Annotated in this window: 22 protein-coding genes; 8 read left to right on the plus strand and 14 right to left on the minus strand. The window is 69.3% G+C overall.

Features of this window, described 5'->3' with window-relative positions:
• Nucleotides 1-8 precede the first annotated feature (8 nt).
• The 10 genes from FBY21_RS24790 to FBY21_RS24835 all read right to left on the minus strand — a co-directional run bounded on the left by FBY21_RS24790 (nt 9) and on the right by FBY21_RS24835 (nt 9,463).
• Nucleotides 9-527, minus strand: coding sequence for a DUF2878 domain-containing protein (locus FBY21_RS24790; RefSeq protein WP_142014515.1), 519 nt, complete (start codon nt 525-527; stop codon nt 9-11).
• On the minus strand, nt 520-1,788 hold the full coding sequence (locus tag FBY21_RS24795) for an SAM-dependent methyltransferase (RefSeq protein ID WP_142014518.1): 1,269 nt from the start codon (nt 1,786-1,788) through the stop codon (nt 520-522). Before FBY21_RS24795 ends, FBY21_RS24790 begins: the two co-directional genes overlap by 8 nt.
• Nucleotides 1,775-2,575 carry a DUF1365 domain-containing protein gene (locus FBY21_RS24800; protein ID WP_044404488.1) on the minus strand — a complete coding sequence of 267 codons (801 nt, stop codon included), beginning with the start codon at nt 2,573-2,575 and terminating at the stop codon, nt 1,775-1,777. The genes FBY21_RS24795 and FBY21_RS24800 overlap by 14 nt, the downstream gene beginning before the upstream one ends.
• Nucleotides 2,572-3,819, minus strand: coding sequence for an NAD(P)/FAD-dependent oxidoreductase (locus FBY21_RS24805; RefSeq protein ID WP_107330332.1), 1,248 nt, complete (start codon nt 3,817-3,819; stop codon nt 2,572-2,574). The genes FBY21_RS24800 and FBY21_RS24805 overlap by 4 nt, the downstream gene beginning before the upstream one ends.
• Entirely contained in the window at nt 3,816-4,577 is a 762-nt protein-coding gene (locus FBY21_RS24810) for an SDR family NAD(P)-dependent oxidoreductase (RefSeq protein ID WP_142014523.1), read from the minus strand. The genes FBY21_RS24805 and FBY21_RS24810 overlap by 4 nt, the downstream gene beginning before the upstream one ends.
• On the minus strand, nt 4,574-4,999 hold the full coding sequence (locus FBY21_RS24815; protein ID WP_069562636.1) for a nuclear transport factor 2 family protein: 426 nt from the start codon (nt 4,997-4,999) through the stop codon (nt 4,574-4,576). Before FBY21_RS24815 ends, FBY21_RS24810 begins: the two co-directional genes overlap by 4 nt.
• Nucleotides 4,999-6,429 (minus strand): deoxyribodipyrimidine photo-lyase, encoded by a 1,431-nt coding sequence (gene phrB / locus FBY21_RS24820; RefSeq protein ID WP_142014526.1) that lies wholly within the window; start codon nt 6,427-6,429, stop codon nt 4,999-5,001. The genes FBY21_RS24815 and phrB overlap by 1 nt, the downstream gene beginning before the upstream one ends.
• 7 nt (nt 6,430-6,436) lie before the next feature.
• Entirely contained in the window at nt 6,437-7,372 is a 936-nt protein-coding gene (locus FBY21_RS24825; protein WP_142014529.1) for a MerR family transcriptional regulator, read from the minus strand.
• A 2-nt stretch (nt 7,373-7,374) separates the two neighbouring features.
• On the minus strand, nt 7,375-8,337 hold the full coding sequence (locus FBY21_RS24830; RefSeq protein ID WP_044404505.1) for a YbgA family protein: 963 nt from the start codon (nt 8,335-8,337) through the stop codon (nt 7,375-7,377).
• Between the two features lie 142 nt (nt 8,338-8,479).
• A complete protein-coding gene (locus FBY21_RS24835) occupies nt 8,480-9,463 on the minus strand; it encodes an NAD(P)/FAD-dependent oxidoreductase (RefSeq protein WP_142014533.1) in 984 nt (327 codons plus the stop codon).
• Between the two features lie 194 nt (nt 9,464-9,657).
• Here FBY21_RS24835 and FBY21_RS24840 point away from each other — a divergent pair, with 194 nt between their 5' ends.
• From FBY21_RS24840 to FBY21_RS24850, 3 genes are all read left to right on the plus strand, one after another.
• On the plus strand, nt 9,658-10,572 hold the full coding sequence (locus FBY21_RS24840) for a TIGR01777 family oxidoreductase (RefSeq protein ID WP_044407450.1): 915 nt from the start codon (nt 9,658-9,660) through the stop codon (nt 10,570-10,572).
• On the plus strand, nt 10,569-11,594 hold the full coding sequence (gene hemH, locus FBY21_RS24845) for a ferrochelatase (RefSeq protein WP_142014538.1): 1,026 nt from the start codon (nt 10,569-10,571) through the stop codon (nt 11,592-11,594). Before FBY21_RS24840 ends, hemH begins: the two co-directional genes overlap by 4 nt.
• Nucleotides 11,595-11,720: 126 nt before the next feature.
• Nucleotides 11,721-13,079 (plus strand): spinster family MFS transporter, encoded by a 1,359-nt coding sequence (locus tag FBY21_RS24850; protein WP_044407444.1) that lies wholly within the window; start codon nt 11,721-11,723, stop codon nt 13,077-13,079.
• Nucleotides 13,080-13,201: 122 nt separating this feature from the next.
• Here the strand turns inward: FBY21_RS24850 and FBY21_RS24855 are convergent, their stop codons facing one another.
• On the minus strand, nt 13,202-14,479 hold the full coding sequence (locus FBY21_RS24855; protein WP_044407442.1) for a uracil-xanthine permease family protein: 1,278 nt from the start codon (nt 14,477-14,479) through the stop codon (nt 13,202-13,204).
• Between the two features lie 3 nt (nt 14,480-14,482).
• Entirely contained in the window at nt 14,483-15,121 is a 639-nt protein-coding gene (upp, locus tag FBY21_RS24860; protein WP_044407439.1) for a uracil phosphoribosyltransferase, read from the minus strand.
• A gap of 256 nt (nt 15,122-15,377) precedes the next feature.
• Here upp and FBY21_RS24865 point away from each other — a divergent pair, with 256 nt between their 5' ends.
• Both FBY21_RS24865 and FBY21_RS24870 read left to right on the plus strand, forming a co-directional pair.
• Complete coding sequence (locus tag FBY21_RS24865; RefSeq protein ID WP_044407436.1) at nt 15,378-15,935, plus strand: hypoxanthine-guanine phosphoribosyltransferase; 558 nt, start codon at nt 15,378-15,380, stop codon at nt 15,933-15,935.
• Nucleotides 15,936-15,940: 5 nt separating this feature from the next.
• Entirely contained in the window at nt 15,941-16,411 is a 471-nt protein-coding gene (locus tag FBY21_RS24870) for a WbuC family cupin fold metalloprotein (protein WP_142014541.1), read from the plus strand.
• Nucleotide 16,412: 1 nt separating this feature from the next.
• On the opposite strand, the gene dauA is transcribed toward FBY21_RS24870, so the two are convergent.
• Nucleotides 16,413-18,134 (minus strand): C4-dicarboxylic acid transporter DauA, encoded by a 1,722-nt coding sequence (gene dauA / locus FBY21_RS24875; RefSeq protein ID WP_142014545.1) that lies wholly within the window; start codon nt 18,132-18,134, stop codon nt 16,413-16,415.
• Nucleotides 18,135-18,258: 124 nt separating this feature from the next.
• On the opposite strand from dauA, the gene FBY21_RS24880 reads away from it, so the two are divergent.
• The 3 genes from FBY21_RS24880 to FBY21_RS24890 all read left to right on the plus strand — a co-directional run bounded on the left by FBY21_RS24880 (nt 18,259) and on the right by FBY21_RS24890 (nt 20,533).
• Nucleotides 18,259-18,774, plus strand: a complete 516-nt coding sequence (locus FBY21_RS24880; RefSeq protein WP_142014549.1) for a hypothetical protein — start codon at nt 18,259-18,261, stop codon at nt 18,772-18,774.
• Nucleotides 18,775-18,835: 61 nt separating this feature from the next.
• The gene (locus FBY21_RS24885) at nt 18,836-19,123 is read left to right on the plus strand and encodes a PA4642 family protein (protein ID WP_044407427.1); all 288 of its coding nucleotides are present in this window, start codon (nt 18,836-18,838) and stop codon (nt 19,121-19,123) included.
• Between the two features lie 111 nt (nt 19,124-19,234).
• Complete coding sequence (locus FBY21_RS24890) at nt 19,235-20,533, plus strand: WD40 repeat domain-containing protein (RefSeq protein ID WP_142014552.1); 1,299 nt, start codon at nt 19,235-19,237, stop codon at nt 20,531-20,533.
• Nucleotides 20,534-20,610: 77 nt separating this feature from the next.
• Here the strand turns inward: FBY21_RS24890 and mqo are convergent, their stop codons facing one another.
• Nucleotides 20,611-22,131: a malate dehydrogenase (quinone) gene (mqo, locus tag FBY21_RS24895; RefSeq protein ID WP_044407421.1), complete on the minus strand. Its 1,521-nt coding sequence runs from the start codon at nt 22,129-22,131 to the stop codon at nt 20,611-20,613.
• Between the last annotated feature and the right edge of the window lie 251 nt (nt 22,132-22,382).

Consider the following 22,382-nt stretch of genomic DNA (forward strand, 5'->3'; position numbering starts at 1 on the left):
ATCGCGCCTCAGCGCGCGGGCACCAGCCGGGCTGCCAGTGTGTGCAGCAGCGGGAACACCAGCGCCCAGATCACCGCCAGCAGCGCCAGGCTCGTCACCTGGCCCAGTGGCAGGCCCACGTCCGCCAGGCGCGCGCCGGCGTAGTAGGAGAGCGGCCCGCCGAGGGCGCCGAGCAGCGCCGACAGCCACAGCGGGCGCGCGCTCCAGGCCAGGCAGTGGCGCAGGGTGGTGGCCAGCAGGGCCCAGAGCAGGATCAGCCAGGCCGGCGCCCAGCGGCTCTCACCCGCGAAATCGAACAGCCCCAGGTTGAGCAGCAGGCTGTCCAGCGCCGCACCCAGCAGGGCGACGGCCGCCACCAGCGGCAGCTCCTGGCGCCAGTGGGCGACGAGGCCCAGGTGCAGCGCCAGCGCGGCCAGCGGCACCAGCAGCAGGAGCGGATGCTGGCTGGCGAACACGCAGGCGAACCACCCGGCCTGGAAGGCCAGGGCGTTCAGCCCGTTCGCCAGCAGCGGCGGCAGCTTACGCATCCAGCTGGCCGAGCAGCGGGGCGTGGCGGGCGCCGGGCTTGGCCAGCAGCAGCTGGGCGGTGCCGATGGCACGTTCCAGGAAGCCGCCTTCGCAGTAGCACAGGTAGAACTCCCACAGCCGGTAGAAGTAGGCGTCGTAGCCGAGGCCTTCCAGCTCGCTGCGGGCGCGGGCGAGGTTCTCGTGCCAGGCGCGCAGTGTGCGGGCGTAGTCGGTGCCGAAGTCTTCCATGTGCACCAGGTTCAGGTCGCTGGCCTCGGTGGCCACCTGCAGCATGCGGGTGACCGAGGGCAGGGCACCGCCCGGGAAGATGTAGCGCTGGATGAAGTCCACGCTGCGCTTGGCCTGCTCGTAGCGCTGGTCGCGGATGGTGATGGCCTGCAGCAGCATCAGGCCGTCGTCCTTCAGCAGGCGTGCGCACTGGGCGAAATAGGTGGGCAGGAAGCGGTGGCCCACGGCCTCGATCATCTCGATGGAGACCAGCTTGTCGAAGCGGCCCTCCAGGTCGCGGTAGTCCTTCAGCAGCACCTCCACCCGGTCCTGCAGGCCCAGCTCGGCAATCCGCTTCTGGCAGTGGGCGTGCTGCTCGTGGGAGAGGGTCACGCTGGTGACCTTGCAGCCGAAGCGGGTGGCGGCGTGGATGGCCATGCCGCCCCAGCCGCTGCCGATCTCCAGCAGGTGGTCGTCGTGGGTCAGGCGCAGCTTCTGGCAGATGCGCTCCAGCTTGTTCAGCTGCGCGGCCTCCAGGGATTGCTCCGGGTGCTCGTACTGGGCCGCCGAGTACATCATCGTCGGGTCCAGCATGCGCTCGAACAGGTCGTTGCCCAGGTCGTAGTGGGCGGAGATGTTGCGCTGGGAGCCGGCGCGGGTGTTGCGGTTGAGCCAGTGCAGGCCGTGCAGCAGCGGGCGGCCGAGCAGCGCCAGGCCGCCTTCCATGTCGTCCAGCACGTCGAGGTTGGCGACGAACACGCGGATCACCGCCGTCAGGTCCGGGGTGGTCCAGTAGCCGTGGACGTAGGCTTCGCCGGAGCCGATGGAGCCGTTGCTGGCCACCAGCGCCCAGGCTGCCGGGTCGAGGATCTCGATGCGTGCCCGCAGGGTGGCGCGCGGGTCGCCGTAGACGTGCTCCTCGCCGTCTTCCAGCACGGTGAGCTGGCCGTGGCGCAGCTGCGCCAGGCGCGAGGTCACCAGCCGCCTCAGCAGGCCGCTGGCCAAGCCGTTGCCGCCGAACAGACCGGTCCGGGCGAGGCTAGGGTTTTTCATGGTCATGCTCCTGGGAAAGCGGGACGGCGACGCGGTAAGCGTCCGCCGCCACCTGATGGTTGAAAATGGGCGTGCGTTTGATCAGCAGGCGCAGGGCCTGCCAGTAGATGGCCAGGCCGGTCTTGGCGGTCATCCAGGGGAAGCGTGCGAGGTAGCGGTGCAGGCTGCCCCGGTCCAGCGGCTCGCGGGTCAGGTCGAGGGTGGCGTCGAAGGCGCGCTGACCCTCGCGCCAGTTCTCGATGTGCACCCCCAGGCGCTGGCTCACCGGGGTGAAGGCCATCCGGTAGGTCATGTCGCGGGGCATGAAGGGCGAGACGTGGAAGGCCTTGTCCACCTGGATGCGCTGGGCGCCGTCGCCCTGGGCCGGCACCACGTAGTGGTAGCGCTCGCGCCAGGGGGTGTTGGTCACCTCGCAGAGGATGGCCGCCAGGCGGCCGTCGGCGTGGTGGCAGTAGTAGAAGCTCGCCGGGTTGAAGGCCAGGCCCCAGCTGCGCACCTGGGTGAGCAGGCACACCGGGCCCTCCGGCCGCTCGCCGAGGGCCTCGGCCACCAGCTGGCGGGCCGCTTCGGCCAGGGGTTGGCCGTTGGCGGTGTAGGCGCACAGGTAGTCCCGCTCGCGGAAGGAGAAGGGCGCGAAGCGCCCGCTGCCGGCCAGGGGCGACAGGCCGAGTACCGCCTCGCGTTCGTCCAGGTCCAGGTACAGCAGGCCGATGCGGTAGCGGAAGGCATGGGCCCGCGGGCTGTGCCTACGGTGCTGCACCCAGCCGCTGTAGAGGGCGCTGTTCACAGGTTTTCCCCGAATGCACGGGCCACGCGCAGGGCGCTGACCACGCCGTCTTCATGGAAGCCGTTGGCCCAGTAGGCGCCACAGAAATGGCTGTGCTGCTGGCCACTGATTTCCCCCCAACGCGCCTGGGCCTGCATGCCGGCCAGGCTGTACTGAGGATGAGCGTAGGTGAAGCGCGCAAGGATGCGTGCCGGGTCGATGGCGTCGGTCTGGTTGAGGCTGACGCAGAAGGTCTCCGGCGCCTCGATGCCTTGCAGGCGGTTCATGTCGTAGGTCACGGCCGCCGGCTGGTGCGCCGGGCCGCCGAGGCGGTAGTTCCAGCTGGCCCAGGCCAGCTTGCGGCGGGGCAGCAGGCGGGCGTCGGTGTGCAGCACCACCTCGTTGTCGGCGTAGGGCAGGGCGCCGAGGATCTCGCGCTCGGCCTGGCTCGGCTCGGCCAGCAGGGTCAGGGCCTGGTCGCTGTGGCAGGCGAACACCACCTGGTCGAAGCGTTCGGCGCCGGCGGCGCTGTGCACGGTCACCCCGTCGGCATCGCGCTCCACGCGGCTGACCGGGCAGGCCAGGCGGATGCGCTCGGCGAAGCTTTCCGTCAGGGGCGCCACGTAGCTGCGCGAGCCGCCGCTGATGACCCGCCACTGCGGCCGGTCGTTGACCGAGAGCAGCCCGTGGTTCTTGAAGAAGCGCACGAAGAACGCCAGGGGGAAGGCCAGCATGTCCTCCAGGGAGGTGGACCAGATGGCCGCGCCCATGGGCACCAGGTAGTGGTCACGGAAGCGCTGGCCGTACCCGCGTTCGCGCAGGTAGTCGCCGAGGGTGGCGCTGGTGGGCACGCGGCCGCTGTCGAGGTCGGCCAGGGATTCGCGGTTGAAGCGCAGGATGTCCCGCAGCATGCCCCAGAACCCCGGGGAGAGCAGGTTGCTGCGCTGGGCGAACAGGCTGTTGAGGTTGTTGCCGTTGTATTCCAGGCCGCTGGCCGGGTCGCACACGGAGAAGCTCATCTCGGTGGGCTGGTGGGCCACGCCCAGCTGCTCCATGAGGCGGATGAAGTTCGGGTAGGTCCAGTCGTTGAACACGATGAACCCGGTGTCCACCGCGTAGCTGCGCCCGTGCAGGGTGACGTCCACGGTGTGGGTGTGGCCGCCGATCCAGTCGCTGGCCTCGAACACCTGGATGTCGTGGCGGCGGTTCAGCAGGTAGGCCGTGGTGAGGCCGGCGATGCCGCTGCCGATGATGGCGATCTTCATGAAGGGGCTCCGTTGCGCGACAGGCGTTTGCCGATGGCCAGTCGCAGCCGCGCGGGCAGGCTCCCGAGCAGGCCGAGGGTGAGGATGAAGGGGCGCGGGAAGGCGATGTCCAGCGGGCGGCGTTCCAGGCGCTCGGCGATGTAGCGGGCGGCCCGCTCCACCGGCCAGCGCATGGGCATGGGGAAGTCGTTGCGCTGGGTCAGCGGGGTGTCGACGAAGCCGGGGCTGACCACGGTGACGTCGATGCCTTCGCTGGCCAGGTCCACCCGCAGCGATTGCAGCAGGTAGCGCAGGCCGGCCTTGGAGGCGCCATAGGCTTCGGCGCGGGGCAGTTCGAACAGAGTCACGGCGCTGGCCACGCCCACCAGGTGGGGATCGCGGCCGGCCCGTAGCAGCGGCAGGGCCGCCTCGATGCAGCGGGCGCTGCCCACCAGGTTGAGATTGACCACCCGTTCCACCATGTCGGCGTCGAACTGGCGGGCGTCGAGGTATTCGCAGGTGCCGGCGTTGAGAATGGCGGTGTCCAGCGCGCCCCAGTGCGCCTTGATGTGCTCGCCGATGTCGGCCGCCACGCCCGGGGCGCCGAGGTCGCCGGGCAGGGCCAGCACCTGGCCGGGGTAGCGCTGCTCGAAGGCTTGCAGCGCGGCCAGCGAGCGCGCGGTGAGGGCCAGGTGGTGGCCCTGTTCCAGCAGGCACTCGGCCAGCGCGGCGCCGATGCCGCTGCTGGCACCGGTGAGCCAGATGCGTCGGGTACTCATGCCAATCTCCCTTTCAGCCAGTGGATGACCCGCCCCATCAGCGGCAGGTGTTCGTAGAGCAAGGCGCCCGCGTCGAAGTAATCGCGGTGGTGGTACACGCGGCCGTCGCGCCAGCGCAGGTGTGAGCAGCCTTCCACGGCGATCTCGCGGCCACCGGCCAGGCGCGGATGACGGTAGCGCATGGTCCAGCGCAGGTAGCCCTCGCCCTCCCCGACGCTGTCATGGCCGTGGAACTGGAAGGCCAGCGCCTCGACGTTCTCGTACAGCTCGGCGAAATAGCGGCGCAGGGCGGTCAGGCCCTCGATGCGGTGCAGCGGGTCCTGGAACACCACGTCGTCGCTGTAGAGCTGGCCCAGGCGGTCCAGGCTGTCGCGGCCGATGGCGGCGAAGTCCTCGGCGAAGCGCGGCAGGAAGGCGTCCATCAGCGGGGCTCCTTGGGCAGGTCGCGGAAGGCGGCGATGGCGCGGTCACGGCTGGCCGCCAGGTCCACCAGCGGGCGCGGGTAGCCCTGCACGCCGAACAGCCCGCCAAGGGCGGATGGGTCGTGCACGGCGTCGTCGTCCAGGCGGCCCAGCTCCGGCAGCCACTGGCGCAGGAAGCGCGCCTTGGGATCAAAGCGACGGGATTGGGTGACCGGGTTGAATACGCGGAAGTAGGGCACGGAGTCGGTGCCGGTGGAGGCGCTCCACTGCCAGCCGCCGTTGTTGGCGGCCAGGTCGCCGTCCACCAGGTGGCGCATGAACCAGCGCTCGCCCTCGCGCCAGTCGATGAGCAGGTTCTTCGTCAGGTACATGGCGGTGATCATGCGCAGGCGGTTGTGCATCCAGCCGGTGGCGAGCAGTTGGCGCATGGCGGCGTCGACGATGGGCACGCCGGTGCGGCCCTGCTGCCAGGCTTCCAGGTCGGCCGGGGCATTGCGCCAGGGCAGTGCTTCGGTCTCCGGGCGGAAGGCGCGGTGCCGGCTGACGCGGGGGTAGCCCACCAGGATGTGCTTGTAGAACTCGCGCCAGAGCAGTTCGTTTATCCAGGTCACGGCGCCTTCGCTGCCGCTGTCGAACTCGCCGCGGTTCTGCGTCAGGGCGGCGTGCAGGCACTGGCGCGGGGAGACCACGCCGGCCGCGAGGTAGGGCGAGAGCTGGCTGGTGCCGGGCTCGGCGGGCAGGTCGCGGCGGTCACGGTAGCCGTGCAGGTCGTCCTCGGCGAAGGCCGCCAGGCGGGCCAGGGCCGCGCGCTCGCCGGCGGGCCACAGGTCACGCAGGCTCTGCGGCGGCGTCGGGAAGCCGTCCACGGCTTCCGGCAGCGGGTCGCTGGCCACAGTCAGCGGCGCCTGGGCGGCGGGCAGCGGCAGGCACGGAGGCAGGGCGCTGTGCAGGCGCTCGTAGCATACCTTGCGGAACTGGCTGTAGACCTGGAAGTAGCCACCGGTACGGGTCAGCACGCTGCCGGGGCGGAACAGCAACTGGTCGAGGTGGCTGTGCAGGGTGATGCCGTCGCGGGCCAGGCGGGCGTGCACGGCCTCGTCCCTGCGCTGCTCGTGGATGCCGTATTCCTCGTTGACCTGGACGCTGCCCACGGAATGCTCGCGGCACAGTCGGGCGATGGTTTCGGGCGCTTCGTCCCAGTGGTCGATGTGGCGCACCAGCAGCGGTACGTTCAGGGCCTGCAGTTCGCGTTGCAGTTCGACGAGGTTGCGCAGCCAGAAGTCGACCTTGGCCGCTGCGTCGTCGTGGGCCTGCCACTGGCCGGGGCTGACCAGGAACAGGGCGAGGGTCGGGCCGGCCTGGAGGGCGGCGGTCAGGGCGGTGTTGTCGTGGACCCGCAGGTCGCACCGGAACCAGATCAGTTGCTGCATGGGAACCTCAGGAGCCGGCCAGCAGGCCGAGCCCAGACAGGGTGTTCAGGGCCGCGACCGGGTCGTCGGCCAGGTGGATGTCGGGGTGGTCGTGTTCCAGCGGTGCCAGCGCTTCGCGGTGGATGCGCACGGCGGCGCCGCTGAGCAGCACCGGGCAGGCGTGGCCCATCAGCAGGCGCGGCAGCTGCCCGTTCAATGCGTGGTCGGCGTGGAAGGCCAGGGCGCGTGGCTCCATGCGGGCCAGGGCGAGGGGCAGCTCGGCCACCGGCACCGGCCACTCCAGCACCTCCACCGGGCAGCCGGTGTTGCTCGCCAGCCAGGCAGTGAGCCAGAGGCCGGGGTTCATCGGCTGCTCGCAGGGGTTGATCAGCAGCAGCGGCGCGCCGCTGTTCTGGCGGTTGTTGTGGTGGATGCGGGTGCCCAGCTTGCTGCGCAGCCAGGCATTGAAGAAGACCCGCTCCAGCCGTGCGCCGTACTGGTCGCGCCAGCGGCTTTCCAGCTGGGTGAGCAGGGGCAGCAGCAGCTGCTGGCACAGGGTGTGGGGCGGGTAGAGCGACAGGGCGGCGTTGAAGCGCTCGTCCAGGCGCCGGTCGGCGAGGGCGTCGATGGCTTCCAGCAGCTTGGCGCGCTGCTCGTCCCACTGGGAGGTGATGTCGATGTCCGGGCTCTGGCCGCCGCGCAGCAGCGCCTTGACCTGGCTGACCGGCACGCCGCGGTCCAGCCAGGCGAGCACGGCGCGGATGCGCGCCAGGTGCCCGGCGTCATAGAGGCGGTGGCCCTTGGCGGTGCGGTGGGGCAACACCAGGCCGTAGCGCCGTTCCCAGGCGCGCAGGGTCACGGCGTTGACGCCGGTGAGCCGCGACACGTCGCGAATCGGCAGCAGGCCGCGTTCCAGGGCTGCCTGGCACTCGGCGTCGAGGGGGATGTCGTCCTGTTCGTCCATGGTCAGATGGCGTTGCGCAGGCTGAGGTCTTCGGGATGCGGTTGCAGGTAGGCCTGCTGCGCGATGTAGGGGTGCGGGTGGCGGGCGAAGTGGTGCTTGAGCAGGGTCATGGGCACCACCAGCGGCACGATGCCGGCGCGGTATTTGTCGATCAGGGCCTGCATTTCGGCCTTCTCCTCGCGGGACAGGGCGTCCTTCAGGTAACCCGACAGGTGCTGCAGGACGTTGCTGTGGGTGCCCCGGGTGGCGCAGCGGCTGAGGCCCTTCATCAGCTCGCTGAAGTAGCGCGGCGCCAGTTCCTCGGGGTGGTGTTCGCCGATGCCGCCGAGCATCCGCCCCAGGGCGCGGTAGCGCGCGGGGTCGCTGGCCATCAGCTGGTACTTGTAGCGGGCGTGGAATTCGAGGATGCCGCGCCGGGTCAGCCCCTCGGCCTGCAGGGCGCGCCATTCGGCGTGGGCGTAGACGCGGGTGAGGAAGTTCTCCCGCAGCACCGGGTCGCACAGGCGGCCTTCTTCCTCCACCGGCAGGTCGGGGCGGGCGGCGCAGAAGGTCTCGGCGAACAGGCCGCGTCCGCCGCCTTCGGCGGGGTAGCCGTTGTCCTGGTAGACCTTGACCCGGTAGAGGCCGCAGGAGGGCGACTTCTGCATGAAGATGAAGCCGTCCAGGTCGTCCAGGCGCTCGGCGGTCTGCCGGCCGTAGTCGCGCAGGGCATCGCTGACGTCACGCTCGTCGCGGCTGCCCACGGCGCGCGGGGCGGCGGGGTCGCCCACCAGGCGCAGGGTCGGGCGCGGCGTACCGAGGCCGATGCCGACCTCCGGGCAGACGCGGACGAATTCCAGGTGGCGGGCGAGGAACTGGCTGCACAGGCGGGACTCCTTGTGCCCGCCATTGAAGCGGACTTCCTCGCCCATCAGGCAGGCGCTGATGCCGATCTTGGGGGGCTGGGCAGTGGGGGCGCTGGACATGCGGTGCCTCGGATGAACTTGTACAGGTTCTGTGGTTTGTACAACCTGTGTTCATCATAGGCGTGCCGTTGTACAAATCAATAGCCTTGTACAACTTTACCGGCGACCTGTCCGGGGTCGCCGGTGGGACGGTGTGCGACCGTCAGAGGTGTTCGAGCAGGCGGCGGGCGGCGTCCTGCCCGCTCAGCCAGGCGCCTTCCACGCGGCCGGAGCTGCACCAGTCGCCGCAGGCGTAGAGCCCCAGGTCGGCATCGGCCAGGGCGCCCCATTCGTGGGCCTGGGCCGGGCGCGCGTAGAGCCAGCGGTGGGCCAGGGTGAAGGCCGGCGGCGGCACGGCACAGCCGATCAGCTCGGCGAAGGTGCCGTAGAGCTGCTCGATCACCGCCTCCTTGGGCAGGTCCAGGTGCTGGCGGCTCCAGGCGCTTGTGGCGTGCAGCACCCAGGTGTCCTGGCTGTTGTCGCGACCGGGCTTGGTGCGGTTGCGCGCCACCCAGTCGAGCCCGCTGCCTTGCACGAAGCAGCCTTCGACGGGCGTCTCCAGCGGTTTCTCGAAGGCCAGGGCCACGGCCCAGGTGGGCTCCATGGCGACGCTGGCGGCGACCCCGGCGAGCTTGGGGGCGGCAGCCAGCAGGGTGGTGGCCTGGGGCGCGGGGGTGGCGATGATGACGTGGCTGAAGGGGCCGTGGCTCTGGCCCTCGGCGTCCAGCAGGCTCCAGTGCTGCTCGCCGCGGAACACCTCGGTGATGCGGCAGCTGAAGTTCACCGGCAGCGCGCCCATCAGGGCCCGGGTGATGGCGCTCATGCGTGGGGTGCCGACCCAGCGCACCTGCTCGTCCGGGGAGGGCGAGAGGGTGCCGTTGCGGAAGTTGTAGAGGGTGGGCGTCCACTCGGCGACCCAGCCGTGTTCGCGCCATTGCTGGACGACTTCGTTGAAGCGGCGGTCGCGGGCGGTGAAGTACTGCGCGCCCAGGTCCAGGGAGCCGGCGTCGCTGCGCTTGCTGGCCATTCGTCCGCCACTGCCGCGGCTCTTGTCGAAGAGCTGCACGGCATGCCCGGCGGCGCTCAGCGCCTGGGCGGCGGAGAGGCCCGCGAGGCCGGTCCCGATGATTGCGATGGGTGTGTTCATGGTCTACCTCGATACCTTTGTGCGTGACTGCAGGTCGGGCTGACAAACCTGTACAGATTGCTTGAATTGTACAGGGATGATCGGTTCCAATCGCGATGCCTTCAAGGGGTGTGACCGTGATGGAGCCAACCTGTGCCCCGTCATGATTCAGACTAGGGCGATATTTCCAGTTGGTGCCATGCGAGGAGGATGCCATGCACATATTGCTGACCGGCGGTACTGGGCTTATTGGAAGCGCCCTGTGCCGGCGCTGGGTTGCCGAAGGTCACCAACTGACGGTCTTGAGCCGTCGGCCCCAGGATGTACCGCGCCTGTGCACCGCTTCGGTGCGTGGCATCGCCCGGCTGGAAGACTACGGGGACGGCCCGCTGGACGCGGTGGTGAACCTTGCCGGCCAACCCGTTGCCGACCGCCCCTGGACCCGTGCCCGCAAAGCCAGCCTGCTGGCCAGCCGCGTGGCGCTGACCGAGCGTCTGGTGGCCTGGCTGGGTACCCGCAGCCAGCGCCCGGCGCTGCTGCTCAACGGCTCGGCGGTGGGCTGGTACGGCGACGGCGGCGAGCGCGAGCTGCGCGAGGACGCCCCACCCGGACAAGGTGATTTCGCCAGCGAGCTGTGCCAGGCCTGGGAAGACGCCGCCCGTGACGCCGAAGCCCTGGGCATCCGCGTGGTGCTGCTGCGCATCGGCCTGGTGATGTCGCCCCGTGGCGGCTTTTTGTCGCGCCTGCTGCCGCAGTTCCGCTTCGGCCTCGGCGGCACCATGGGCAGCGGACGCCAGTGGTGGCCGTGGATTCATCTGGAAGATCAAATCGCCGCGATGGATTTTCTTTTGCGGCTGGACGGCGCGAGCGGTCCCTATAATGCGTGCGCGCCGCAGCCGGCCCGCAACGCCGACTTCGCCCGCAGCCTGGGCCGTGCCCTCGGGCGGCCGGTCTGGCTGCCGACGCCGGCCGCGGTGCTGCGGCTTCTGCTGGGGGAAATGTCGATCCTGATGATCGGCGGCCAGCGGGCCCTGCCCAGCCGATTGCTGGAGGCCGGCTTCACCTTTCGTTTCAACGACCTCGACCGGGCGCTGGCTGACCTGGTCGGGCCCAAGAAGGATGTTCCATGACCGATCACGCGCTGCTGCTGGTGAACCTGGGTTCGCCGTCGTCCACCTCGGTGGAGGACGTGCGCCGCTACCTCAACCAGTTCCTCATGGACCCCTACGTCATCGACCTGCCCTGGCCGCTGCGCCGCCTGCTGGTGTCGCTGATCCTGATCAAGCGGCCGGCGCAGTCGGCCCATGCCTACGCCTCCATCTGGTGGCCCGAGGGCTCGCCACTGGTGACCCTCAGCCGCCGCCTGCAAGAGGCCACCCGGCCGTTCTGGCCCCAGGGGCCGGTGGCCCTGGCGATGCGCTACGGCGAGCCCTCCATCGAGAACACCCTGCAGGAGCTGGTGCGCCAGGGCGTGAAGCGCGTGACGCTGGCGCCGCTGTACCCGCAGTTCGCCGACAGCACCACCACCACCGTCGAGCAGGAGACGCGCCGGGTCATCGCGGCCCACGGCCTCAAGCTCCAGGTGCAGGTGCTCGACCCCTTCTATGACCAGCCCGAGTACCTCGACGCCCTGGTGGCCAGTGCCCGCCCGCACCTGGAGCAAGGCTTCGACCACCTGCTGATGAGCTACCACGGGCTGCCCGAGCGTCATCTGCACAAGGCCGATACCAGCGGCAGCCACTGCCTGAAGGGCGCGGATTGCTGCCAGCGCGCCGAGGGCCAGGTGCTCGCCCGCTGCTACCGCGCCCAGTGCTACCGCACCAGCGAAGGCTTCGCCGCACGCATGGGGCTGCAGCCGGGGCAGTGGTCGGTGTCCTTCCAGTCGCGCCTGGGCCGCGCCAAGTGGATCGAGCCCTACACCGAAAGCCGCCTCGACGAACTGGCGGCCCAGGGGGTGAAGAAACTGCTGGTGATGTGCCCGGCCTTCGTCGCCGACTGCATCGAGACCCTGGAGGAGATCGGCGACCGCGGGCGCGAGCAGTTCATCGCCGCCGGCGGCGAGGACCTGGTGCTGGTGCCCTGCATGAACGACCACCCGCAATGGGCCCAGGCCCTGGCCAGCCTTTCCGGCAAGGCCCAGCGCCTGCTCTGAGCATCAGCCCGGGGGCAGCCCGGGCATTCGCCTGGCCTATAAGGCCGCTGCCCCACCCCGCCTGCACCTAAGCTGGGCGCTCCTTCCACCCGTCGTGCGCCGCACCGGCGGCGCCGAGGAGAGCCCATGCAGAACAACAACAACGGCTATCCCTCGGGCCTGCGAGCCTGGACCACCGTCGCCATCCTGATGGTGGCGTACGTGCTGTCGTTCATCGACCGGCAGATCCTCAACCTGCTGGTGGGCCCCATCCGCCGCGACCTGGTCATCAGCGACACCCAGATGAGCCTGCTCATGGGGCTGTCCTTCGCGCTGTTCTATACCGTGTGCGGCATCCCCCTTGGGCGCCTGGCCGATACCCGCAGCCGACGCGGGCTGATCGCCATCGGCGTGCTCTTCTGGAGCGCCGCCACTGCCGCCTGTGGGCTGGCCAAGCTCTACTGGCAGTTCCTCGTCTGCCGCATCGGCGTGGGTGTCGGCGAGGCGGCCCTGTCGCCGGCGGCCTATTCGCTGATCGCCGACAGCTTCCCCCGGGAGCGCCGCGCCACCGCCATCAGCGTCTATTCCATGGGGGTGTACCTGGGTTCTGGGCTGGCCTTCCTGGTGGGCGGCCTGGTGATCAAGTTCGCCTCGGCCCAGGGCGACGTGCACCTGCCGCTGCTGGGGGACGTGCGGCCCTGGCAGCTGATCTTCCTCATCCTCGGCGCCGCCGGGGTGCTGTTCACCTTGTTGATGCTGGCGGTGCGCGAGCCCGAGCGGCGGGGCGTCGGCTCCGGCGTCGCGGTGCCGCTGTCGGAGGTCGGCCGCTACCTGCGCAGCAACCGCCGCACGGTGCTGTGCCACAACCTCGGCTTCGCCGGGCTGTCCTTTGCCGGCTACGGCAGTGCGGCCTGGATTCCCACCTACTACATCCGCACCCACGGCTGGGATGCCGGGCACGTCGGCGTCGTCTACGGCTCCCTGGTGGCGGTGTTCGGCTGCCTGGGCGTGGTGTTCGGCGGGCGCCTGGCGGACTGGATGGCCAAGCGCGGCCGCAGCGACGCCAACATGCGCGTCGGCCTGCTCGCCGCCCTGGGCGCGTTGCCGCTGGTGATCCTGTTCCCGCTCCTCGACGATGCCGCCTGGGTGACGGTGGTGATGGCGCCGACGGTGTTCTGCCTGAGCATGCCCTTCGGCGTGGCGCCGGCAGCGATCCAGGAGATCATGCCCAACACCATGCGCGGCCAGGCTTCGGCCATCTACCTGTTCGTCATCACCCTCATCGGCCTCGGGCTCGGCCCCACGGCGGTGGCGCTGGTCACCGACTTCGTCTTCGCCGACGACCTGGCCCTGCGCTGGTCGCTGCTGATCGTCACCACCCTGGCGGTGGGCAGCTCCGTGGTGTTGCTGTGGATGGGCCTCAAGCCGTATCGGGAGAGTGTCGAGCGGCTGAAGCAATGGGTGGCGCCCAGCGTGATGCCGGCGGCGAAGCTGGCGGATGCCTGATCCGGGGAGGGGGGAATGGTGAGCTGAAGCCCACCCTGCGCGTTGTCGGTTGGCACGTGTGGTGTTGCACGAGCCCCCAATAAAGAGCCCCGCGATGGCGGGGCTCTTTATTGGGGCAGGACTCAGATGTCCGGTGTGTCGTCCGCCGCCTTGTGCTTCCAGGTCTGGTGACCGGGCAGGATCAGGTTGAGGGCGATGGCGACGATGGCGCAGAGGGCGATGCCCTTGAGGCCGAAGTCGTCCTGGCCGGTACCGGTGCCCACCAGCATGCCGCCGATGCCGAACACCAGGGTGACGGAGACGATCACCAGGTTGCGCGCTTCGGCCAGGTCCACCTGGTGGCGAATCATGGTGTTCAGGCCCACGGCGGCGATGGAGCCGAACAGCAGGCAGAGGATGCCGCCCATGACCGGCACCGGGATGCTCTGCAGGATGGCGCCGAACTTGCCGATGAAGGCCAGGCCGATGGCGAACACCGCCGCCCAGGTCATGATCTTTGGGTTGTAGTTCTTGGTCAGCATCACCGCGCCGGTCACTTCCGCGTAGGTGGTGTTCGGCGGGCCGCCGAACAGGCCGGCGGCCGAGGTGGCCAGGCCGTCGCCCAGCAGGGTGCGGTGCAGGCCCGGGGTCTTCAGGTAGTTCTTGCCGGTCACGCTGCCCACGGCGATGACGCCGCCGATGTGCTCGATCGCCGGGGCCAGGGCCACCGGGACGATGAACAGGATGGCCTGCCAGTTGAACTCGGGGGCGACGAAGTTGGGCAGCTCCAGCCAGGGCGCCGCCGCGATCTTGGCGGTGTCCACCACGCCGAACCAGAAGGACAGGACGAAGCCCACCAGCACGCCGGCGATGATCGGCACCAGGCGGAAGATGCCCTTGCCGAAGACCGCGACGATGAGGGTGGTGAGCAGGGCCGGCATGGAGATCCACATGGCGGTGCCGTAGGGGATCAGCTGGGTGCCGTCACCGCCCTTGCCCATGGCCATGTTGGCGGCGATGGGGGCCATGGCCAGGCCGATGGAGATCACCACCGGGCCGATCACCACCGGCGGCAGCAGGCGGTCGATGAAGCCGGTGCCTTTGATCTTCACCGCCAGGCCCAGGAAGGTGTAGACGAAGCCCGCTGCCACCACGCCGCCCATGGTCGCGGCCAGGCCGAACTGGCCCTTGGCGAGGATGATGGGGGTGATGAAGGCGAAGCTCGATGCCAGGAACACCGGCACCTGGCGCCCGGTCACCAGCTGGAACAGCAGGGTGCCCATGCCGGCGGTGAACAGCGCGACGTTCGGGTCCAGGCCGGTGATCAGCGGCATCAGCACCAGGGCGCCGAAGGCCACGAAGAGCATCTGCGCGCCGGACAGCACCTGGCGCCAGAGCGGATCGTTGTAGTCGTCGCTCATGGATCAGGTGTCCTTCTGCTTGGTGCCGAAGATCTTGTCACCGGCATCGCCCAGGCCCGGGATGATGTAGCCATGTTCGTTGAGCTTCTGGTCGATGGAAGCGGTGTAGATCATCACGTCCGGGTGGGCGTCGTTGACCACCTTGATGCCCTCCGGCGCGGCCACCAGCACCATCGCGCGGATTTCCTTGCAGCCGGCACGCTTGAGCAGGTCGATGGTGGCGACCATGGAGCCGCCGGTGGCCAGCATCGGGTCGATGATCAGCGCCAGGCGCTCGTTGATCTCCGGGGCCAGCTTCTCCAGGTAGGTGTGGGCTTCGAGGGTTTCCTCGTTGCGCGCCACGCCCACGGCGCTGACCTTGGCCCCCGGCACCAGGCTGAGCACGCCGTCCAGCATGCCGATGCCGGCGCGCAGGATGGGCACCACGGTGATCTTCTTGCCGGCGATCTTCTCCACCTGCACCGGGCCGGCCCAGCCCTGGATCTCGTAGTTCTCCAGGGGCAGGTCGTTGGTGGCTTCGTAGGTGAGCAGGGCGCCGATTTCCTGGGCCAGTTCGCGGAAGTTCTTGGTGCTGATGTCGGCGCGGCGCATGAGGCCGATCTTGTGGCGGATCAGCGGGTGGCGGATCTCTCGAATGGGCATGTGGAATCACTCCGGCGGGCTGGCAAAAAAATCGCGATAGATTAAAGCATTGCCCGTGCCATGTCGTGAGATGACTCATGGGTCACAGGGCCGCGGGCTTCCCCTGCGGGCGCGCTTGGCGCACCATCGCTCACTCGTCCGGCAGGGCTTGCCGGGAGGAGGGCGGATGGGTAACGTTGCGCCCTTTTTTTATTGACGCCCCGGACAGCTTCCGTCGGAAGCGGGGCCCGACCAGCCGACCTGAGGAACCCTCGCCATGCCCGTCGATCTCGCCCACATCCGCCAGGTAATGGCCGAAGCCGATTGCCTGTTCACCGATGCCCAAGTCGAGGCCGCCATCGACCAGGTCGCCGCCGCGATCAATGTCGACCTGGCCGAACGCAACCCGGTGGTGTTCTGCGTGATGAACGGCGGCCTGATCTTCGCCGGCAAGCTGCTGCCCAAGCTGGCCTTCCCCCTGGAGCTGTCCTACCTGCACGCCACCCGCTACCGCAATGAAACCAGCGGCGGCGAGCTGTTCTGGAAGGCCAAGCCGGAAATCTCCTTCATCGACCGCGACGTGCTGATCATCGACGACATCCTCGACGAGGGGCACACCCTCGCCGCCATCATCGACTTCTGCAAACACGCCGGTGCCGCACGCGTGCACACCGCCGTGCTGATGGACAAGACCCACGACCGCAAGGCCCGCCCGGACCTGAAGGCCGACTACAAGGGTCTGGACTGCGAAGACCGCTACATCTTCGGCTACGGCATGGACTACAAGGGCTACTGGCGCAACGCCGCCGGCATCTTCGCCGTCAAGGGCATGTGACCCCCGTGGCCGCGCGCTTCCTCGACCAGGCGCTGTTCGATGGCCTGGCCGCAGGCGCCGCAGCCAGCCCGCGCCTGCGCCAGCACCACAACCTGCACGCCATGGAGGAGCCCTGCCACCGCCTGGCGGTGGGCCTCCAGCCCGGCACTTACATCGCCCCCCATCGCCACCTCTGCGCCGACAAGGCCGAGACGTTGCTGGTGCTGCGCGGCCGCCTGGGGCTGATGCTGTTCGCGGACGACGGCGCGCTGCAGGAGACCCGCCTGCTGGAAGCCGGCGGTGAATGCGTCGGCGTCGACCTGCCGCCTGGGCAGTTCCACGCCCTGGTGGTGCTGGAGCCGGACAGCCTGCTGTTCGAATGCAAGGCAGGCCCCTACCGCGCACTGGCGGAGGGCGAGTTCGCCCCCTGGGCGCCCCGGGAAGGGGAGCCGGGTGTCGCCGACTATCTGGCCTGGATGCGCGCGCAGTTCCCCTGACTCACCCCGCCGGCTCACCCACCCAGCGCAGCGCCTTGGCCCGCGCCTGTTCCAGGGTCTGCACATAGGCCAGGCGGCCCTCCTCGCGGCGGATGCCGGCGCGGCGCAGCTTGAGGCGCACGCGCGGCGTGGTGCCCACCAGCACCAGGCCGATGCCCTGCCGGCGGTAGTCCTCCAGCAGGCTTTCGAGGGCCGCCAGGGCCGTCATGTCCAGCAGCGGTACGGCGCTGATCTCCACCACCACCACACGCACCTGCGGGTTGAGCATGCGCAGCACGCTCAGCGCCTTGTCGGCTGCACCGAAGAACAGCGGGCCGCTGATCACGTAGGGCACCACGCTGGCCGGCAGTTCCCCCAGCGCGCGCTGGGCATGGCCGGGCATGGGCTGTGTGTCGGTCAGCTCGCTCATGCGCTTGATGAACAGGCCCGCCGCCAGCAGCAGGCCGACGCCCACCGCCAGCACCATGTCGAACAGCACCGTCAGCACCAGGCAAACCAGCAGCACCACCACGTCGTTGCGTGGGGCGATGCGCAGGGTGTGCAGCACATGGCGTGCCTCGCTCATGTTCCACGCCACCATCACCAGCAGCGCGGCCAGGGCGGCCATCGGCAGGTAGCTGAACAGCGGGGCGAGCAGCAGCATGGCGGTCAGCACCACCCCGGCATGGATGATGGCCGCCAGGGGCGAGAAGGCCCCGGCGCGGACGTTGGCCGCCGTGCGGGCGATGGCAGCGGTGGCGGTGATGCCGCCGAACAGCGGCGCCACCAGGTTGCCCAGGCCCTGGCCGACCAGTTCGGCGTTGGGGTCGTGGCGAGTGCCGGCCATGCCGTCGGCCACCACGGCGCAGAGCAGGGACTCGATGGCGCCGAGCATGGCGATGGCGAAGGCCGGCGCGAGCAGCTGGCGGATCAGCTCGAAGGACAGCCGCAGCTGCTGGCCATCGGCACCGGGCAGGTTCCACGGCCAGGCGAAGTCCGGCAGGAAGGGCGGGATGCCGGGGTGGCTCACGCCGTCCAGGGTGTAGCTGAAGCGCTCGCCCAGGGTCGCCACCGGCAGGCCGACGGCCTCCAGCAGCAGGCCCAGCAGGGCGCCTACTGCCAGGGCCACCAGGTGCCCCGGCACCTTGGGCACAAAGCGCGGCCAGACCAGCAGCACCGCCAGGCACACCATCGCCACCAGGGTGTCGCCCAGGTGCGCGCCGGGCAGTGCCAGGGCCAGCAGCTCCACCTGCTCCAGGTAGTGCTGCGGCGTGTGCGGCAGGCTCAGGCCGAACAGGTCCTTCACCTGCAGGGTGGCGATGACGATGCCGATGCCGGCGGTGAAGCCGAGGATCACCGGGTAGGGGATGAACTGGATCAGCCGCCCGAGTCGGCCCAGGCCCATGGCCAGGAGGATCAACCCGGCCATCAGCGTGCACAGCAGCAGGCCGCCGAGACCGTACTGCTGGGTGATCGGCAGCAGGATCACCACGAAGGCGGCCGTGGGGCCGGAGATGTTGAAGCGCGAGCCGCCGGTGAGGGCGATCAGCGGCGCCGCCACCAGTACGGTGTAGAGCCCGTGCTGCGGTGCCACGCCCACGGCGATGGCCAGCGCCATGGCCAGGGGGATGGCGATGATGCCGACGGTGACCCCGGCGCCGAGGTCGCCACGCAGGCGCTCCCACGAATAGCCCGCACGCAGGGTCTGGCGCAGGGCGGCGAACAGCGGCACGTTGGGCGTCATGGCGGCTCCTTGGCTGAAGGCCGGATTATAGGGCGGTCAGCACTGAGCGGTGTTGATTGGGCGGCTTGCGTCAGGGAAGCGACAGCCCCTAGAGTGCCCCGCTTGACCCAGCCGGGAGTTGCCGATGTCTCGCCGTACCCGCTTTGCCTGTGCCCTGCTGCTGCTGACCAGCCTGCCGCTGGCCGCCGCGCCGGCTCCGACCGCTCCCGCCGCCCCGCCCCACGCCGCCTTCCTGCCGCCCGACGATGCCGGCCTGCGCAGCGAACAGCCGGACCAGCAGGTGCTGCTGCAGGTGGTGGACTTCAGCGTCACCCTCGGCAACCAGCGCCAGTCCAGCCAGCAGCCGATCCCGATCACCACGCCGACCCTGGTCAAGCTGCGCGCCAAACCGGTGAGCAAGGCGGCCAAGGCCGGTGACCTGAGCACGGTGCTGATCCACTTCGAGGCGGACGGCAAGAGCCTGAAGAAGGCCGCCTACGACGCCGAGTCGCGCACCCTCACGCTGAACTACCCGCTGTCCCAGTACCGCCCGGTGCTCGACCTGCTGCGCAACGGCGGGCCGATCTACTGCCAGTTCCTCAGCTACCCCAACGGCCACGTGTGGGCCGACCTGCACCTGGGGCCGGTGCGGGTGCGTTGAGCCCCGGCCCGGCCCGGGGGTACACTGCCGGCCCCCAACGTGCGGCCAGAGAGAGCGAACGATGCGCAAAGACAAGAAGCAGGTGATTGGCGAAGAGATGAGCGACGACGCGATCAAGCTGTTCCTCGACTTCGAGCCCGCCGACGGCACCCCGCCCTCCCTGCACAAGCTGGTCAAGGCCTACCGTGGCCTGCGCATCGACGACTTCGAGCGCTTCCTCGGCTTCTTCCGCGAAGCGGGCCTGGACCTCGATGCCCGCGACGCCCAGGGCCAGGATTTCATCGCGCTGATCCGCGACCAGCGCCAGGCCGAGCCCTACATCGAAGCCGTCCAGGCGGCCCGTGGCTGACGCGCCACGACCTGTCCACCGGAAACCCGCCCTCGTGCGGGTTTCTGCATATATGGGCCGCGGAAAAACCGTGACCCAGCACACGAACCCCCGAACCGAAAGGAGTGAGCCATGACCAGGGACGACGCCCAGCGCCAGTGGCAGCAACAGACCCTCGCCTACGCCCAGGCGATCAACGCCTATGTGGAGCGTGGCCTGCGCGACGGCTGGGACAACGCCGGCAAGGAGCCCAGCGCCGAGGGGCGCGAGGCGCTGGTGCCGCACCTGCTGGAAGCGTTGCGCGACGCCAACCGCAATGGACAGGTGGAGGCACTGCGCGACGCCTGGCCGCCGGCCCACGAGCCGCTGTTCGGGCACGTCAACGAAGAGGGGCAATGCATTGCCCAGTTGGCGCTGCTGGACGACGGTTCGGTGCTCGCCCGCGTCGGCGCCACCTGGGAAGCCGGCCGGGTGGTGCGCATCCACGCCGATCGGGTGGAGGAGCTGCCGGGGCTGGAGTACTTCGGTGCCTGCCCGAACCGCCGGTTCTACGCCACCGCCGATGCCGCCGGCGTGGTGGTGCGTGAGGGCTGGGAGGGGCCCGAGGTGCTGCACTGCGCCTGGCCCCGTGGCACCGAGGACGCCCCGGAGGGCGTGGCGCTGCAGCCCATCGAGGGCTTCCCCCGGCCGACGCGCCTGCAGCCGTTCCCGGATGGCCAGCGCGTGTTGCTGGTCAGTGCCGACGGCATCTTCGTGCTGGCGGCCGACGGCGCTCGGCGCCTGTACCCGGACAACGCGATGCTGCTGGAGTCCGCCGAGCCGGACGAGCCCCAGGGTACCGGCCTGTCCATGGAGCACGGCGCGGTGTCGGCGGATGGCCGCTGGATCGCCCTCGGTGCGCAGGACGGTCGGCACCAGCTGTTCGACGGCGAGCTGAACCCCGTCGCCCAGATCGGCCCCCACGGCGAGTACCCGCATTTCGCGCTGTTCAGCGGCGATGGCCGCAGCGTGGCCTTCAATGCCTGCCACTTCTACAACGGCGGCACCATCGCCGTGGACCTGGCGCGCGCGCCGGGCCTGGATTCCGACTACTACGAGGACGTCGAGGGCGTGACCCTGATCGAACCAGGCGCGCGGGTTTATGCCGGGGTGTCCATGGGCGGCCGCTTTGTCCTCGGCGATGCCTATGGCTACCTGCGCTGCGTGGATGCGTCGGGCAATGCGGTGTGGCAGCACTACCTGGGCTCGACCCTGAGCGCCATGGACCTGTCCGCCGACGGCCGCACCCTGGTGGCGGCCAGCTACGCGGGGGTGGTGTCGATCATCGACCTGGAAGCCGGGCGCCCGGCGTGGCAGATCGGCACCGGCAATCACCGGGAGCGGCGGCGGTGGCTGTTCTGGAAGAGTGAGGAGCGCCCGCTGGCCTGGTAAGCAGCGGTCGTAACGGAGAGTCGGCATGGCCATAAAAAAACCGCCCATGAAGGGCGGTTTTTTCATTGGCACCCGGCTCAGCCGGCGGAAGCGGTGGCTTCCGGTGCCTGGGCGTCGATCAGGCCAAGGCGGGCGTCGGACTGGCGGCTGATCTGCCGGTACAGTTCGGCGTCGTCCTGCAGCGCCTTTTCCCGGGCCGGGAAGATCTCCTTCAGCTTGCTGCTCCACTCGGCAGAGCGGGCCTGTTCGCCGAAGCAGCGCTCGATCAGGTTGAGCATGATCGACACGGTGACCGAAGCACCCGGGGAAGCGCCCAGCAGGGCGGCGATGCTGCCGTCCTCGGCCGAGACCAGCTCGGTGCCGAACTGCAGGATGCCGCCTTTCTTGGCGTCCTTCTTGATGATCTGCACGCGCTGGCCGGCGATCTCCAGGCGCCAGTCCGCCGGATCCAGGTCCGGGTAGAACTTGCGCAGGGCGTCCAGGCGCTGCTCCTGGGACTGCATCACTTCCTTGATCAGGTAGCGGGTCAGGTCCATGTTGTCGCGGGCCACGGCCAGCATCGGGCCGAGGTTGCCGGGACGTACCGAGAGCGGCAGGTCGAGGAAGGAACCGTGCTTGAGGAACTTGGTGGTGAAGCCGGCGTAGGGCCCGAACAGCAGGGATTTCTTGCCATCCACCACGCGGGTGTCCAGGTGCGGCACGGACATCGGCGGGGCACCCACTTCGGCCTGGCTGTAGACCTTGGCCTGGTGGCGCTTGACCACCTCGGGGTTGTCGCAGCGCAGCCACTGGCCGCTGACCGGGAAGCCGCCGAAGCCCTTGCCTTCCGGAATGCCGGACATCTGCAGCAGCGGCAGGGCGCCGCCACCGGCTCCGAGGAAGACGAAGCGTGCGGACACCTCACGGGTGCTGCCGTTCTGGGTGTTGCGGATGCTGACCGACCAGCCGCTGTCGGTGCGCTTCAGGCCGGTGACCTTCTGGAAGTAGCTGACCGCAGTACCCGGGAGGGTGGTCAGGTAGGCCAGCAACTTGTTGGTCAGGGCGCCGAAGTTCACGTCGGTGCCGTTCTCGGCACGGGTCGCGGCCACGGCTTCGTCGGCCGGGCGGGCCTGCATCATCAGCGGCATCCACTTGGCCAGGGTCTCGCGCTCTTCGGAATACTCCATGTGCGAGAAGGCGTGGTGCTGGCTGATCACCTCGAAGCGCTTGCGCAGGAACGGGATGTCCTTGCCGCGCACGAAGGACAGGTGCGGAACCGGGTTGATGAAGTCACGGGCGCTGCCGAAGGCCGGCTTCCCGCTCATGTAGGCCCAGAACTGCTTGGACACTTCGAACTGGGTGTTGATGAGCACCGCTTTCTTGATGTCGATGGAGCCGTCGGCTGCCTGGGGGGTGTAGTTCAGTTCGCACAGCCCGGCATGGCCGGTACCGGCGTTGTTCCACGGGTTGGAGCTCTCCACGGCACCGGATTCGCGGAGTTCCGCGATTTCCAGCTTGATGCCCGGATCGAGTTCCTTCAGCAGTGTCGCCAGGGTGGCGCTCATGATGCCGGCCCCGACCAGCAACACGTCCACTGCTTCGTTCTCGTTTTGCGCCATTGCTCGCCACTCTCTCGTGAAGTAGTGAAAAACCGTCATCTCACGCTCTTTTGGAGACGTGAACCTCAAAAGAATCGCCTGCCTGGAGGCAGGCCGCTTCCATCGCGCGATGACACGCTACGTCCATGCAAAAGCGTTTGCATATCGGGCGGAAACAGCAGCAGGCCAGTAGTTGGCAGCGCGAATAGTGGGCGGCTCTCTGTGGGGCTGTGTGAAGTGCCGGCGCGAGGCGCGGCGGGTGTTGCGGGGCC

Origin of the sequence: Pseudomonas sp. SLBN-26, from assembly GCF_006715895.1 — a bacterium.
GTDB classification, from domain to species: Bacteria; Pseudomonadota; Gammaproteobacteria; order Pseudomonadales; family Pseudomonadaceae; genus Metapseudomonas; species Metapseudomonas otitidis.